This window comes from Pseudomonas sp. MYb327, assembly GCF_040438925.1.
Classification (GTDB): domain Bacteria; phylum Pseudomonadota; class Gammaproteobacteria; order Pseudomonadales; family Pseudomonadaceae; genus Aquipseudomonas.
The window spans coordinates 4,055,041-4,071,396 of the sequence record NZ_CP159258.1 but is presented as its reverse complement, the minus strand read 5'-3'; the positions used below and the strand labels follow the sequence as shown (position 1 = coordinate 4,071,396).

9 protein-coding genes and 1 pseudogene are annotated in these 16,356 nt (G+C 58.7%); 7 read left to right on the top strand and 3 right to left on the bottom strand.

The genetic code is table 11. The annotated features are described in order from the left end of the window. The first annotated feature begins 56 nt into the window (after positions 1-56). From ABVN21_RS18360 to ABVN21_RS18335, 6 genes are all read left to right on the top strand, one after another. Positions 57-734, top strand: a complete 678-nt coding sequence (locus ABVN21_RS18360; protein WP_339553513.1) for a hypothetical protein — start codon at positions 57-59, stop codon at positions 732-734. Positions 735-1,190: 456 nt separating this feature from the next. Then, complete coding sequence (locus ABVN21_RS18355) at positions 1,191-1,676, top strand: CS1 type fimbrial major subunit (protein WP_339553514.1); 486 nt, start codon at positions 1,191-1,193, stop codon at positions 1,674-1,676. 102 nt (positions 1,677-1,778) lie between these two features. Beyond that, on the top strand, positions 1,779-4,301 hold the full coding sequence (locus ABVN21_RS18350; RefSeq protein WP_339553515.1) for a CS1-pili formation C-terminal domain-containing protein: 2,523 nt from the start codon (positions 1,779-1,781) through the stop codon (positions 4,299-4,301). A gap of 203 nt (positions 4,302-4,504) precedes the next feature. Next, positions 4,505-5,248: a molecular chaperone gene (locus tag ABVN21_RS18345; protein ID WP_339553516.1), complete on the top strand. Its 744-nt coding sequence runs from the start codon at positions 4,505-4,507 to the stop codon at positions 5,246-5,248. A 63-nt stretch (positions 5,249-5,311) separates the two neighbouring features. Further along, the gene (locus ABVN21_RS18340; RefSeq protein WP_339553517.1) at positions 5,312-5,800 is read left to right on the top strand and encodes a CS1 type fimbrial major subunit; all 489 of its coding nucleotides are present in this window, start codon (positions 5,312-5,314) and stop codon (positions 5,798-5,800) included. Positions 5,801-5,953: 153 nt separating this feature from the next. Further along, complete coding sequence (locus ABVN21_RS18335) at positions 5,954-7,156, top strand: hypothetical protein (RefSeq protein WP_339553518.1); 1,203 nt, start codon at positions 5,954-5,956, stop codon at positions 7,154-7,156. Between the two features lie 709 nt (positions 7,157-7,865). On the opposite strand, the gene ABVN21_RS18330 is transcribed toward ABVN21_RS18335, so the two are convergent. After that, on the bottom strand, positions 7,866-12,545 hold the full coding sequence (locus ABVN21_RS18330) for an NEL-type E3 ubiquitin ligase domain-containing protein (protein WP_339554341.1): 4,680 nt from the start codon (positions 12,543-12,545) through the stop codon (positions 7,866-7,868). 164 nt (positions 12,546-12,709) lie between these two features. Beyond that, positions 12,710-13,507, bottom strand: a complete 798-nt coding sequence (locus ABVN21_RS18325; RefSeq protein ID WP_353637252.1) for a penicillin-binding transpeptidase domain-containing protein — start codon at positions 13,505-13,507, stop codon at positions 12,710-12,712. Between the two features lie 566 nt (positions 13,508-14,073). Between ABVN21_RS18325 and ABVN21_RS18320 the strand changes: the two genes are divergently transcribed. Beyond that, a complete protein-coding gene (locus tag ABVN21_RS18320) occupies positions 14,074-14,238 on the top strand; it encodes a hypothetical protein (protein WP_353637251.1) in 165 nt (54 codons plus the stop codon). A gap of 586 nt (positions 14,239-14,824) precedes the next feature. Here ABVN21_RS18320 and ABVN21_RS18315 read toward each other — a convergent pair. Then, positions 14,825-15,442 (bottom strand): annotated as a pseudogene (locus ABVN21_RS18315) (transglycosylase domain-containing protein); the annotation flags it as partial. Positions 15,443-16,356 lie beyond the last annotated feature (914 nt).

The following is a 16,356-nucleotide window of genomic DNA, read 5'->3' as shown; positions in this document are numbered from 1 at the left end:
TCGCTTTTGCGTTTTTCTTTTGGCTTATTCCTGAGGGCGCAGGGGCCTGCGGCGTAGTGCCCACCAAGGATATTCCCTGGTTCCAGCACTCCGCAGTCGAATACGTCTACGAACTCAAGACACCCAACCCTCTGGGTATGTCATCGGGGGAATATCGAGGTTCATTGACCTACAGCGTAGGGCCAGGCGGTGACTTCGACATGGGCGATGTCATGCTGCCCAACGACACATCCATCACCCTCAATTTCAAACTGGATGTCCAGCACTCCCTCAAGGTCGAAATCCCGCCGGGCGGCCATCAAGTCGAACTGCTTCCTCAGGGCGGCTGGCAAGCCTGGTTGAATCAGGGACGCAAACCAGCGCGGTTATTCCGCGACCAGACGTTCAATGTCTCGGCGTCATCGCGCTTCAAGGTGCAACTCGAATGCCAGTATTCCGCTGGCAATACCTGTGCGTTGCGCGACACCGAGTCTGCGCAGCAGGTGCCATTGGACATCAGCGTGAGTCTGCCCGGCGGCCTGACGGATGCTGCAGGCCAACCGGTCCAGCGTCGACCACTGCTGCTCGATGGCACTGGTACGGAGTTGTTTCAACCGGGTGTCTACGTCGAACGCAAGCCGGGCACCTTGCACTTTGAAGTGGCCCGGGAGCATGTCGAACAGATGCTGGACGAGAGCACCGGGCGAACCTGGTCGGGCAATGTCACGGTGATCTGGGATTCCGAAGTGATCTGAAGCCATGGACCTGAAGCCTCGTGAGTGAAGGCTTCAGGTCGCTCCGCAATTCCCATCGATGTGCTCAATCAAAAAAAATCGTAATTTCCCTCGGCCGCAAGTTCAAATTAGTGTTAACTCTCTAATGTTCTGTTTTCGCCCATTGATTGCGGGATATGTAGTCTTGGTCTTACAGAAGTTACTTCGTTAGTATCTCGTTCTCATGGCTTATAATGTGCGGTTTGTAGTCTGTCTCTTACAGTCAAACATTGATTTTTATCGTATTTCAGGTTTTTTCTTTCTGTGTCGATAGCACTTTGGCTACGCACTTGCAGGAACTTGCCTGCTTACTTTCCAGATAAATTGGCTGATCATCTTTCGGCGTTGAAAGTTCAGCTGGGCAAATAGCTGCTCGTGACGGTTTTGCCCTTCATGAACTTTCAGCACTTAATCCTTTTTAAAGACAGGTATTGAAAGATGTTCAAGAAAATCGCGTTCGCTGCTCCTCTGGCTGTTCTGGCATTGAGTTCTTCCGCCGTATTTGCCGCGGGCGAAGCCCGTCATTCCATCAACCTTGTCGCTCATGTACCCACCAATGGTTTCTACGTGGTGCCGGTCGATCCGGACCTGGTCAACAAGGATCAGAGAATGGACTACGTGCCAAGCAAGGGCACTATGGATGAGGTCAACGGTTTCTTCGACGTACGCAACAACAATGGCTCGGTGCACGCCAGCCTTGAAAGTGTGCCGAAGCTGATCGGTGGCGCTTCCGAGATCGGCCTGCAAGTGGCACTCAACAACGTCGTCCTCACTACGACGCCGCAAATGGTGGTCGGCGAAACCGAATCGAACGTCAACTATCGCGCCCCACTGAATATCAAGGCGCTGGGCACCACCTTTGCGCCAGGTGACTACACCGGTGCGGTCACCATGATGTTCGATGCTGTTCCTCCTGCTCCTTGATCAAGAGTCATAAGCGCTTACTTGCATAAGTAACGTGACCGGCCGGCAATCTTAAAAGTTGCCGGTCGTGATTCAACTTCTTTGTTATTAGAGTATTCGTTCATGTTCCCGATGACGCCCATCGCGGCTGCGCTTGCGTTGCTGTTATGTAGCAGTGCATTTGCGGCGCCCACCTCCGTTGATAATACACCGCGAAGTTTGCTGGCCCAGGCCAAAGGCTTGCCGGCAGAGTTCGAGGAGCATTTCTTCGACGTTCCTTTGGCGGTTCGGGTCGAACTCGACCAGCAACCGCTCGGCGAGGCGATGATTGTGTTGTCCCGCGATGACCGGGTGACGTTGCTCGACTTCACCGACACCAGTGAAAGCCGTTTCGGTGCCACAGAACGCCAGACCTGGGCTGACATCCTCAAGCCTGGCGTGGCCCTGGGTGCCTGCACGGGGCAATGCCCGGAACAAATGTTGGCGGTTCACTACAACCTGGAAAATTCATTGCTGTCGATCGTCACTGAAAATGCCGAGCGCGACAGCGAAGCCAAACGCTATTTCGACCAACCCGAAGGTGGCAGCAGCGGCCTGATGGTACGTAACCAACTCAACCTCAACGGTGGCCAGGATCAAGACCTCGGCGGCCGTTTCGGTCTGGAGGCCAGCGGCAGCCTGGGCAACTGGAGCCAGACCTTCAACATTCAACTGGCGCGTCTGGGTGGGCCGGACGACAAGACCTACCACGCCGTGCATGAGCTTTTCACCCAGCGCGAACTGGAGGGCAGTTTTTTCCGCCTGGGCTACTTCACGCCCAACTCCGAAGGCCTGACGCGTCAGCCTCGTTCGTTCGGCACCAGCCCTGACACGGCCGTGGGCGTGATGTATGGCAGCTCCGATAGCCTGGCCATCGACAGTCCAAAACCCAGCGTGTACCCGGTTTATGTCACGGCCAACCGACAGGCGTCGGTGGAAATCTACCGCGATGGCCTGTTGATCAACACGCAGTCGGTCCCGGCCGGTTTGCAGACCCTCGACACTCGGCCATTGCCCGGCGGCATTTACGAAGTGGAAGTGCGGCTGATCGAGGACGGTCAAATCACCTCGACCATTCAGGAACTGATCTATAAGCCGAGCAACTGGCGCAACCACGATGATCGCTGGCGCTACAATCTGTTCGCCGGCCAGGAAAGCAAACTGCTGAGCAACTGGGACCAACAAAGCAGTGGTGATGCCACGGCAGGCGCCTCGATTAACTATCTGCTGCACCCGCGGGTGATTCTTGGCCTGTCGGCACGCCAGGTGCGGGAAAAACTCCAGTACGGCAGCTCGATCGACTGGACCCTGGGCAACAGCACCAGTGTCTACGCCAACCTCTACCAGACCGAAGACCACGGCACCGGGGCCGACCTGCAAGGCCTGTACAACTATGGCTCTGGCAGCCTGGTGATCAGCCACAACCGCAGCTGGCTCGACACCACCAACACCTACGAAACACTGCCCGACGGCACCCGCGTGCGCCAACGCAATGTATTCACCGGCCAGACCAGCAACTCGTCGCTGGCACTGAACCACCGCATCAGCCGCAAGAATTCGCTCAATGCTCGGGTATCCCACAGTGAGGGCAACGTCGAAGGTGTCGGCATCGACCTCGGCTGGACCCAACGGACCCAGTTGTTCGGCAGCGATGCCAATTGGCGCCTGTCGCTGTTCGACCGTCCGGGCAGCTACAGCAGCGGTGATGCGCGCAATCGCGGGGTCGACCTGAGCATCAACATGGCCCTGGGTAGCCCCGGCCAGCAGATTTCCGGCAGCATCGGCAGCCGCACCGCCCGTGACGGCAGTCGTGACACCAACGCCTCGCTCGGTTTCCGCAAAGACCTGCAAGACCACGTGCTGCAAAGCGTGTCAGTGACCGCGCTCACCGACACCTATGGCGTCGGCCTTTCGAGCCTGGCGAACTTTCGTACCGACGAAATCAATGGCGACGGTTTTATCCAGCGTTCGTCGTTCAACAACAAATTCACCGGTGGCGTGAACCTCGACAGCACGCTGGTGGTCGGCGCGCAACGCATGGCGTTGACCAGCCAACACCAAGGGCGCGGCGCCGGGATGATCGTTGACGTCGAGTCCGACATCGACGGTATCGCCTTGCGCGCCGACGATCTCAGTGGCGGCAGCGCAGCCTTGCGCCCGGGACGCAATTTCATTCCGCTCACAGCCTACAAAAACAGCTCGGTGAGCTTCGACTTCGAAGGCAATCACGTGCCGGCGGCCAGCATCGAACCGGCGCGTACCCGCTATCACCTGAACAAGGGTGGTGTGGAGTATCGCAAGGTGCGGGTGATGAAAACCCTGACCGTGCTCGGACGTCTGCTCGATCCGCAGGGGCGGCCGCTCAAGGGCCACCACGTGATCAACCACGCCAGCCGTGGGGTCAGCGAGGTCGATGGCTTCTTCTCGATGGAAATGAACGCCGGCTCGCCGACCCTGCAAGTGCGTTATGCCGACCAGTTGCTGTGCCAGTTCCGCCTCGATGTCGACAAACACCGCAGTGAAAACAACGTGCTGATGATCGGTGATTTGCGCTGTTCGCCAGACACCCTGGCGGATGCCACCCACAACGCCGAGACAGCGGGCTGAATGGCCCCGTTGAATTTGGTTATTGGAGGTCAGGCTTACATGAACGTCTCGCGTTCTTTTGTTTCATCTATTGGGCCTTGGCTACCCAATGTGGCGAGCCCGTACACCGGCTCTGTCACCGTGATCTGGGATTCGGAAATCTGATGGGCCGCCTATCGATGGACAGCGCCTGTGTTGTGTTCAATGTCATGAGGTTCAAGGGTATGAAACGTCTGTGGTTGCTGTTGGGTATGAGCGGGATATCTCTGGCGGTTCAGGCCGGTCCGCAGATCAACGTCGGAACGGTGTACGACTATCTGGACAGCGACAAGAGCACCTATCTCAAGCGCGTTTACAACAGCGGCGATAGCACCGCATTCGTCAAGGTCAACATTCTCGAAATCATCTACGACGCCGATGGCAGCCACCGCGAAATACCGGTCGCAACGCAGGCGGATGGCAGCGGCCGGAATGGCTTGATGGCCAGCCCGGCGCGTCTGATCGTGCCGGCCAAAGGCATGCAGGGCACACGCTTGCTGCTCATGGGAGACCGTGACACCGAGCGCTATTTCCGTGTGCGCTTCGTGCCGGTGGTACCGGAAAAGGAAGACGAGTTCGCGGTGTCCAGCGAAGAGCGCGACGCCTACAAGGAGAACCTGTCGGCGGGGGTCAACGTCATGACCGGCTTCGGCACGGTGTTTTTTGTCCGCCCGAAGAACAGCCGTTTCGACAGCGTGATCGATGACAGCGCCGGTGTTTATCGACTGCGCAATAACGGCAACACCGTGGTGGTGATCGATGAGTTTCGCAACTGCTCGCTGAAGAACGAAACCGAGTGCGAGCCGACCACCAAGCATCACGTGCTGGCGGGCAAGTCGTTCGAGTTCGAGAAGAAACCCGGTCGGGAATACCGCTTCAACCTGATCGAAGGCGCCGACAAAAAGGCGTTGCGCATTGCCAGCCAGTAACACCGCCAAAGGCGAGTTGCGCTGGAGGACTCGCCGCTTTTTTTCACGCAACAGGTAACTGACATGATCAAGCAATCGGCCTTTGCCCTATGTGTGGGCGTGATGACGTGTGCCCAGGTTTTCGCGGCACGGGAAGAGCGCACGTTCGAGGTGCAGGTAGATATTCCGACCCTGGGCTTTTACGTGACACCGGCCGAGACGAACTGGATCCATCTCGAACAGACCCTGCCGTGGAACCTCAACACGTCGAGGCTCGACGGGCTGCGCAAAAACTTCGACGTCAAGCACGACACCAGTGCGATCGAAGCACGGCTGGACGCCGAGCCCTATCTGTTCAACGGGCGTGAAGACCAGAGCATCTACTTGCGGGTCAGCTTCAACGGTCAGGAGCTGAGCCATGATCCGAAACCGCGCCAAGTTGTGTCGGCGGCGCAGGCCAGGGCCGGCGGGCGCTTTGCTCTGGAAATCCAGCCGAAGGTGCCGGCCGGTGGCTATAAGCCGGGCACTTACTACGGAACGGTTCAGTTGATTTTCAGCGCTGCTGCGCCCTGATCCCTTTTCGTGATGCCGGTTTTTTCAGCGTTTGAATGTCGAGTGGATATCGACCCTCCCAAGGAACAGGGAGGTTTTCTTTGGAGATGGATACAGATGAACGTCACAGGTTTTTTGTTTTCAACAAGGCGTCTTTGGTCATGGAATCTTTTGATGGTGTGGTGGCTGATACCCCAGGCCTTGGCCCAGGACGTTTCAATCACCGCGCTGTTCAAGCCCGATTCGGCGTATCCGCACCTCAACCAATTCAAGAACACCACGCCACTCAGTGGGTACTGCGAGCGATACCCTGGGCAATGCGACTTAAATCAGACGTTCAGCCTGCAAGTGCCGATTCAATTCCATTCCAGTCAAGCGATCCCGGCCAACCATGCGTCGCCGCGCCAGGGCGCTACGTTCAAGGTGCCGGCGCAATGGCGCGAGCTGACGGTTCGTCATGAATCCGGAGCGGTGGAGACGGTAAAAATGCGGATTACCGGCGTGGGCTCCATGTACGTGACGGAAGATGTGATGGAATTGGTAGGGGGCGCCGATGATTACAGGCTTGCGCACAACCTCCTCTGGGGATCGAGCTGGGTGAATACCCCGGCGCCATGCCTTTACAGTGGTGTGGGTTACTACGACACCAACTACTACGGTTTTTTCTGGAAGACACCGGTGGAAGCCGCGTGTGTCAAACAGGCCAAATTCAATGTTCCGTGGATGCGTTACGACTTTCTGGACTTCTCCTATGAGCTGGTCACACCCAATCCATTGGGCATGTTGGCCGGTCATTACACGGGCTCGCTGACCTATACCGTCGGCCCCAGCGGTGATTTCGATTTCGGCGATGTCATGCTGCCGAGCAGTCCGGTGTTGACCCTGAATTTCAACCTCGAGGTTCAACACACCCTCAAGGTCGATGTCCCGCCGGGTGGCGAGAAAGTCCAGTTGGTCCCGGCCGGCGGCTGGCAGAGCTGGTTGCAGGCGGGTCGTACACCGGTACGGTTGTTCCGTGACCAGACCTTCAATATCTCGGCGTCATCGCGTTTCAAGATGCACATGGAATGTGAGCGGGGGGGCACTGTTTACGATTGCATGCTCGATGACCGGGTGTCCAAGCGAGCCGTGGAACTGCAGGTCTATGTCACCTTGCCCAATGGCCTGACCGACATGAGCGGGCAACCCGTCAGGCACAGGCGTCTGCGAGCGGGCGCGGCCAATGCGCTGTATTTGCAGCCGGGTTTCTACGTCGACAGGGCGCCCGGTGTTTTGCACTTCGAAGTACCGCCAAGCCAGATGGAGTTCATGCTGGAACCCGGTGCTGGTCCCTTCTACAAGGGCAAGGTCACGGTGATCTGGGATTCGGAAATCTGAGGTCGGGCAGACAGCACCGCTGCCTGACACACCGCCATCGCTGGCAAGCCAGCTCCTACAGATTCTGTGGTTGTACGCAAAATCCGCGACCAACCGAGGTCACTGTAGGAGCGGGCTTGCCCGCGATGAGGCCAGTACATTCAACAACGATGCTGGCAGGCAGACCGCCATCGCTGGCAAGCCAGCTCCTACAGGTTCTGTGGCTGTACGCAAAATCCGCGACCAACCGAGGTCACTGTAGGAGCGGGCTTGTCCGCGATGAGGCCAGAACATTCAACAACGATGCTGGCAGGCAGACCGCGATCGCTGGCAAGCCAGCTCCTACAGGTTTTATGGTCGTACGCAAAATCCGCGACCAACCGAGGTCACTGTAGGAGCGGGCTTGCCCGCGATGAGGCCAGTACATTCAATAACGATGCAGGAAGGCAGACCGCGATCGCTGGCAAGCCAGCTCCTACAGACTCTGTGGTTGTACGCAAAATCCGCGACCGGCCGTGGTCACTGTAGGAGCGGGCTTGCCCGCGATGAGGCCAGTACATTCAACAACGATGCTGGCAGGCAGACCGCCATCGCTGGCAAGCCAGCTCCTACAGGTTTTATGGTCGTACGCAAAATCCGCGACCAACCGAGGTCACTGTAGGAGCGGGCTTGCCCGCGATGAGGCCAGCACGTCTTGCATCAATCCAACCTGATACTCACGCCTCCGCTTTTACTGGCCGGCGTGCCTCATGGCTTCGCGGGTCAAGCGCCTCGACAGTTCTTTCTCGGCGTCGCCCAGGTCGACCAGCAAACGGTCGAAAACCGCATCGCTGAACGGCTCATCGGCAAAGACCACCGTGTCCGGCGCCGGCATATCGTTCATCAATTCCCTGAGCCGACTGCGCAATTCAGCGCGGCGTAGATCCGATGTCGACTCGACCCATTCACGTTGTGTATCGCGCAGGGTGTCGAGTTGATTTGACAGGCGCTGATAGCGATGTTTGTTGGTTTCCATTTGGGTCGCATAGCGTTCCTTCAAATGGTCTTGCCAGAAATCCTGTTCGAGCATTCGATCGACCAGACCATCGCCTTCGCTCAAGGCCAGCACTGTGTCATAGGCTTGATCGATCATTGCGTCAGTGACGCCGGAGACCGGCCGGTACAGCATGCCCTTCGATTGCCAGGGCAAGTCGAGGCGCTCTGCCAATCCGGTCTGATAGGCCAGGTAGACCTCGACTTCGTCCGGGTTGCCGCCACGACTGGCGACATCGGCCCGGGCAATGTCGTTGACCTGTTCCAGCCGCGCCGCGCCTTTGGCCAGGGTGACCAGTTTGCGTTCAATTTCGACGTTGTTGGTGGAGTACGCGTAGGCCTCGTAGGCGAGCACATGGATGCCCATGTGGTTGAACAATTGCGTCCCGGCATCCGCACAATCCACCGGCGCGATGGCCATGGTGAACAGCTTTTCCCGTAGAGATGTGTCGACGTAGACGGCATCGAGCATGCGCCAGACACGCTGCACCAGTTGATCCCGCGCCGGGCCGCCGGCCCGGTAGTCGGCAGAAAGCCGGGTATCGAGCAGCACGTTCAGGAAACGCTCGGCCTGGGGCTCATCGACCAGCTCCAACCAGAGATTGGCCCGGTCGACGCCCCAACCGGGCACATCGCTCCAGTGGTTCGCGCTGTAGTCAGAGCTGACCACCCACCCGGCCTGGCTGTTGGCAGGCACGATGGGTTCCGGGGGCAATGCCATCGAGCGGCGGATAGCCTGGTAGCGAACCTGGTTGAGTTCCGACAGATTGCCGACATCCAACCGGGTGCGGGCCACGACCCAGGCCTGCGCTGAGCCGGGGACCACTTCGGGAATCAGGCTGATCGGGTTGTCCCGAAGATCCAGCAGAAAACCGCGAGGCCTGGTTTTGCTCAACGTACCTTCGGGCCAACTGTTAATCGCCGTGTCCCGCAGCCCGACGACCTTCAACCGAGGCATGCGCGAAATGTCGATAGGCCTACCCAGAGGGTTCTTATCGAGACGCAGGATCTCCAGATAGGTCAGGTGCTTGAGTTGCTCGACAGCGGCGGCGTCCAGCACGATTTTATTGTCACTCAAGCGCAGGCGTTCGAGCCGATGCAGGGCGCTGATGTTTTCCGGCAGGCTCGTCAGGAAGCATCGGTTGGCGCTGAGTTCACGCAGGTTGGGGAAGTCCTTCAGCAAGCCATTCGACTTGCTGGAGAAGCGTGTGTTATCGAGTTTCAGGATTGTGACCTTGTCCAGAAACTGTTGCAGTTGCGGCCGTGCGGGCCACTCGGATTGCAGGTTCAGAGGCAAAAGAAATTGATCGTATGACAGATCCAGCGCATAGCCATGCAGATCGGTACGGCTGCCGAGCTCGGTGTTTTTTCGCCCGAAGCAGGCGAGCAAACACCGAGAAATGTGTTGCCGAGCGCCGCGCAACGGAATCGGATTATCGGCATCCAGCCCGGCGGATTGCAGTTGCCAGAGTTCGATCAGATTACGCAGTTGGTTGAGATCGTTTTCCTGTTCTTCCAGGAGCCTCATCGGCTCACCCCGTTCGGTCAGGGCATTGGCGAACGTATCGACCTCGGCATCGTTGAAGTGCGGATAAAGGTCATGAATGCGTTCGTGCACGGTCTGGCCCTCCCGGCTCAACCCACCCCCACGCACCAACAACATCGTTTCATGCTCGGCCACCGGGCGAATGGGCGGGTCGGCAAGCACCGTCCGACGCTCACTGGGCGGGGCCGATTTGACCATGACCCATTGGCGGAACATGTCGCCGTCACCCGGTTTGTAGCCCAGGCTGTTTTGACCATTCTCCTGCGTGGCCTGCAGGACGGCTTCGAAAAAGTCATCGGCTTCATGGATCGGCTGATCCTCGCCATCACGCACCTGATACTGCCCGGCCTCGTCACGAATCAGCACCCGCACCTTTGTTGCGTCATCGGGGCCGACGCTGTAGCGCAGTTCGCCATCGAATGTTCCCTGACGAACCTCCAGGCGCAGGTCGCCAAAAGTATCGGTGTTGAAGCGCAGGGTGCCGAGCACCAGGCGCTCGGTCTCGGGCGTGATGGCGGCGCTCGGATACAAACCCTGGGCCGCTCGTACCGTTTGCGTTTCGAATTCCAGCTCTCGTGCCTGGGTCCTCAGGCGCAGGGGCAGACGGTTTTCATTGGTCATCCGCTGACGTTCCGTGGCGCTGGCACGCGCATGGATTTGCTCCGCGACGGTGGCCGGCAGCTCGGGGAAATCGCTGAACAGCGGCGCAATTTCAGGGGGCAACGCAGCGGCTGCAATGGGCGGTGACGACAGGCGTTGCAGGGTATCGGTCAGCAGCGGCGGCGGTGGTGCGTTTTCAACGTGCATTCGGCGCAGCACGCCTTCATCGGTGCCGCTTATCTGGCGAATCTGCTCCAGTTGTTCGTAGTTGAAGCCCTCGGTGCTGTGGCCGAGGCGGCGCATCAGGGTCGAGCCTTGCCACTCGCGCGGGTTTTCGGTTTCGCAGACCCAGGCGCCTTGGCCATTGTGGCGCAGGGTCGGGGTGTAGGCATCGAAACGCTGCGGATGGCGGATGCGTTGTTGCCCGGTGAGCGGGTCGTCCAGCACTTCGAAGTGTTGCTCGTTCAGGCGCAAAATACGCCGACCCTGATGCTGATGAATACCCTGTGTATCAGGCCGGGCGTCGGTGGGCAAAACCACGTCGGTTCGCTGATAAGGGCTGAGGTCAGGGTTCCACAACCGCGTCTCACCGTTTGCCAACTGCACCGGTTTCAGGCCTTCGAAGAACGGCGAGAGCTTCGCCCTAGCGACATTGCCGATGGCGCCTGCCGCCGCGAACGCGCCCAACTGCACGACGCTTTCGAGCACGCCGAGGGTCTGCTCACCGGCCTCGGCCACGCGTCCCTCGGCCAGGTCGACCAGGCCTTCGACCACTCCGTCCGTCAATTGATAAGCCGTGTACGCCAGCATCAGTTGGCCCAGGCCAGGCACCAACGGCGTCGCCACCAGCAAGGCAATGTTGAGAATGTCGGCGAGCATTTTTTCCAGGTTGTCCCACCAGGCCCAGCGGGCCATTCGGTCGGCGTAAGCGGTGGCGATGGCGATTTCCCGAGCATCGTTGAGCACCTTGTTGAGCGTTTGCCGGTAGCGGTAGCTCCACAGGTCATTGTTGAAGGTCGTCTCGCGGTCGCTCTGGATGCTCGACACAGCAAATTGCAGATCGGGTTTATCCACAGCCGTTTCGCGCCAGGTCGGCAGGTTGGAGCCTGCTGCCACCGGCTGCCATTTCACGGTGCTGAGACGCGCGTTCAACCCGGCAAAAAAATGGCCGCGTTGCTCATGCGGTACGAATTGACTGAAGAACCGTTGATAGCTGTTGGCGGAGGCGCCATCGCGCAACTGGCGCGTCAGTTCAGCCATGAATGCCAGTGACGAGGGGTATTGTTTAAGCGGGTGCAGCGGGTCATGGGGAACATAGGCGATCAACGGGACCGGGCCACTGGCGCTGGCGGCGTCCGCCGCGATCAGGATGATGCCGCTCAGGCGCGTGTCCATCATTGCCAGGTTGTAATAGTCGACAGGTTTGCCGTCCCATTTCAGCCCTGAACGATCGTCGAGCATGCCTTGCACCACGTCATAGGCGGCCTGGTCGATGTCCTTTTTCATCAAGGCCATTTGCGCGGCGACATTCAGCGCACTTTTCTGGCTGAGAATGACTTTTTGGCGCAGGACATTGCTCGCCGCTTTGTCGCTCGGGAGTAACGAATCGTTCAAGTGCTTTTGGTACTGGGCGCCGATGTCCAGTTCGCGACACAGCGATTTGAACTGCTCGATGCTCAGTTTGTGTTTGAGCTGTCTGACGTTGAAATGGCCGCGCGCGTCGGGGCGGGTGATGAATTCCGAGTCCTGGGTGAATGCCTCGTCCCGGGAAAAGTTGTGCAGCGCTGCGTCCAGCAGCGAGACGGTGCGACTGGTGGTTCCGCCAGAAAAGTCATGCACCCACCAGGCGGTTTTCACCGGGGCATAGAGGCGCAGCCAGGTTTGCTCGACATCGTCTTCGACGCCGAAGCGGTTCTTCAAGGCTTTCTGCAGCAAGGGTTTGGCAAAGGCGGAAATATCCTGCACATCGCTCAGTGCCTTATCCACATTGTTCTGCGCGGTCCAGCCGAGCTGGATGGTTTTTTTCAACTTGCGGTGAGCGGTTGTTGACGCGTTCCTGTCCCAGTCGGGTAGCGTCAGCCTGACCGATTTCAGGGCATCGACACGCGATGGCGAGGTGTTCAGCAGCCAGGCAGGAATCGCCTTTCTGACTTGATGGAAGTGGATGCTTTTATCGAAAGGTGGGAGGTCGAGCAGGGCTGATCCTTGACTCGTCGAGGGGGTAGTGGGCATTGCTTGATCGTCCTTTGATCATGAATCGGACGACCAGACTAGGTAGGCATGAGGCCCAAAAAAAGCGCAAAAATCGGTTTGAATCGGCACCGTTGTCGGCACCTATTTCGCAAAATTCAAGAGTGAAAAATACATAGGTACCGCCACCCTTCCATTGAGTTCTCTCAGCGGCCGGCGGTGACCTCGGTTGGCTGGCACATGGTGTGGGTGCCCGGTTGCAAGTAAGGGGTCAGGATCGGCGCCATGCCCTTGAGCACCTGCACCGGCAGTGCCGAAGTGAAGGTGAAATTCTCGGCCGAGCGTCCCGGCACGAAAGCGGTCAGCGTGCCGAAATGGTTACTGCCGATGTAGAACACAAACGTGGCCGTACGGTTGAGTGACTTGGAGCTGAGGATCCGTCCGCCAGAACCGATGGCCTCGATCCGGTTGTCGCCCGTACCGGTCTTGCCACCCATGGCCAGCGGAGTGCCGTCGGGCAGTTTGAAGCTGCCGGCCACGCGCTTGGCGGTACCGGCATCCACCACTTGTGACAGGGCCTCGCGCATGGCGGTTGCCACTTCGGAAGGCATCACCCGTTTACCGGCATCCGGGTCATTGATCAACTTGGTCTCATAGGGCGTATTCGCCGCGAAATGCATGCTGTCGATGCGCAAGGTCGGCATCCGCACACCGTCGTTGAGGATGGTCCCGATCAGTTCGGCCAACGCGGCGGGACGGTCACCAGAGCTGCCGATGGCGGTCGCCAGCGATGGCACCAGGTGATCGAACGGATAGCCGACTTTCTGCCAGCGCTGATGAATGTCGAGGAACGCTTCGATCTCCAAAATGGTGCGGATACGGCTGTCGCGGGCGCCCTTGTGACGGCTTTTGAACAGCCAGCTGTAAACTTCCTGGCGCTCGAACTGACTGGCCTTGACGATATCCTTGAACGTGGCGTCCGGGTGGCCCAGCAGGTAACCCATCATCCACAGGTCCAGCGGGTGGACCTTGGCGATGAAGCCCTGGTCCGGCAGGTCGTACGCGCCGGGACCGTAACTTTCGTAGAGTTGTTTCAGGCGTTCGTCCGTGAGTTTCTCGGTGAGTTTTTCGTTGGTGAGGTGCGAGCGCACGAACGTGTTGAAGCTCTCCTGACTGGCGTGCGGCAGCAGGTAACGGTGCACGGCGGCCATGCGGATCGGCGTCGGACGCATGCTGTCGAGGAAGGTCTCAAGGCGCGCCTGGGTGTCCTTGTTCTTATACTTTTTCCAGAACTTGAGCAGGAACGAAGTGCCTTCGCGATCGGCAAACGAGGCCAGGTATTCCTGACGCCTTGGGTCGCGGTCGTCCTTGAGCAGTTCGGAGCTGTTATTGGGGCCGGAATAGGTGGTGTAGCGCACCAGGTCGCGCATCAGACGGATGAACGGCAGGTTGATCGACTCCCGCAGGGCGTCGCGCAGCGTGGGATTGCGCCCGTTGTCTTCCTTGCGGAAGTTATGGAATGTGTGCAACCCGCCGCCGGTGAAAAACGCTTCGCCGGGGCTGGCGGAGTATTTGCGGTCCAGCGCGGCACCGAGCAGGGGCGGCAGGCTGCGGTCTTTGTTTTCGATCAGATAATCGACGACCCAGCGGCTCAGGCGATCCTGTTCCGGCACCTCGAGTTTCTTCAGTTCCGGGATGCTCAGGCCGGCATATTTATCGTGGATTTCGGAAATGATCTGCAGGTAAGTGGTCAGCACGCGCATCTTCGCGGTGGAGCCCAGTTCCAGCTTGCTGCCTTCATTGATGTCGAACGGCTGATCGGTGCTGTCGGTCTGCACCCGCACCCGCGACCCATCCGGGGTCAACTCGAACAAGGTAAAGCTGTAGCGCACCTGGGTGGTGCTGGTGGGGGTCAGCAGGCGTTCGCCGAGCAGGCCGATTTCCGCGGCATAGGCTGGGTCGGCGAGTTTTTTCAGGTACGCCGTGGCTTGGGTTTGCAGGTCGCCTTGCAAGGTGCTGGTGGCCGAGAGATCGAGACGGTCGAGGTCGTACAGCGGCCGATTGAGCAAACCGCCGAGGCGGCTGCGCGCGACGCTGATGCCCTTATTGGTTTCGATCGGTTGAATGGTCGGCTGGGTAGCCCAGTCGCGGTACGTCACCTTGCTGGCCAATGCGGCGGCGGCGAACGGTCCGTCGATCACGCCATTCTGGGCCAGCAGGCGAATGTGGCTATCGGTGAGTTCGGCCAGTTCATCGCGGCCCTTGGTCAGGTAATGGGAAGGGCGGCGCTGGGCGATCATCAGCGACAACATCTCACGCAGGGCCAGGCCTTTGTCCGCGAGGCTTTTTGCATCCGTGGCGTCGCTCGCCAGTGTTTCGTTGGCCTGGTTGAAATCGGCGCCGTACCACACGCGCAAACCTTCGGCCATGCCATGCACTTCACCGTGACCCGGTACGGCCGACAGGGGCACGCTGTTGAGGTAGTCACGCACCACGTTCTGCCGGGCCTTGAGCGTTTCCGGCCCGTCCTGATAAGCCCGCACGCTGGCGGAAATCATCTGGCGAATCTTTTCCCCGCCCGACACGGTCAGGCCGTCGGGCGAGTGCCGGTACTTCTCAAGTTGCGTCGCCAACGTACTGCCGCCAGCCGATTGACCAGGCAGGTGCAACAGCTTGGCTACCTGGGTGTACGCCGCCATGCCGAACCGCGGCCAGTCCACGGCAGGGTTGGCCAAGGGTTGGCGAGGGTCGAGCAAAAAGCGGTTTTCGATGAACAGCAAACTGCTGACCACCACCGGCGGAATCGCCTCGAAGCTGGAATAGAGCTGTTGTGGATATTTGAACTGGTACAAGGGCGCCGCGCGACAGTCGGTAATCGACAAACCGGCCTGGATTTTCTCTGAGTAGGGCACGAAAAAGCCCTTGTCGCTGTAGCTCATCAGGGCCGGGGAAAAGCGCGTTTGTTCAGAAATCACGTAGTCGCGTTTGATCAGCCGTGGCAGGAAGTCACCCAGTGAGCTGTAGCCCAGGCGCATATCGAACGGGCCGGCACCAGGGTAGCGAATGGCATCGCTGGGGCCGGAATGCAGTTCATAATTCAGGGTTTTGGCAAACTTGCTGACCTCGCGGGCTTGAAACCTCGACGTGCGCATCTCCTTGGACGCCGCCAGCCCCACGACAATGGCAATGATCACTATCAACAGCCAAAACGCCTTCCACCCGTGTTTGACGCGACTGCGACGGGGTTTTTCAGGTATAGGCGCTTCATCCACTCGTTCAGTCGGGACCACGGTTTTACTCGAATCGGTTTGCCATAAAGCGCCCATAGTCGACTGATCCATTCACGCAGATTGATCGGACTTGTCTGAAGCTTAGACGGTGGTTGGCGATGGTGAAAAAATTGTGAGGATCCCAAAGGGGGATTTTGGGGTATCGGTTTGTGTACATATCCATTTCTGCGGTAACGGCCGCTTAAAGATCGCAACCTTCGGCAGCTCGGTGGACGCGTACCTGTAGGAGCCGGCTTGCTGGCGATGGCGGTGTTGACTGATCGGACGTAATCGCCAGCAAGCCGGCTCCTACAGTGAATCGTGCGCAAAGGGGAATAGGCGTTCGCCCATCGATGCGTCATCCGAAACCACTGATATAGAGCCTTCGCAAGCAAAAATAAGACCTGCGTCGGGGCATGACGACGCACCAATACCGTGCAATACTCGTCGCCGCTCCAATAGCGAAAAATCCTACAAATCCCAGACAATCCATCTCCGCGGATAGCGGTTTTACCGAGATTTACGCCTGATTTTTGTGGTTTATAGAGTGAAAAACTCTGGCGCGAGCTTTTTATACTGCACGC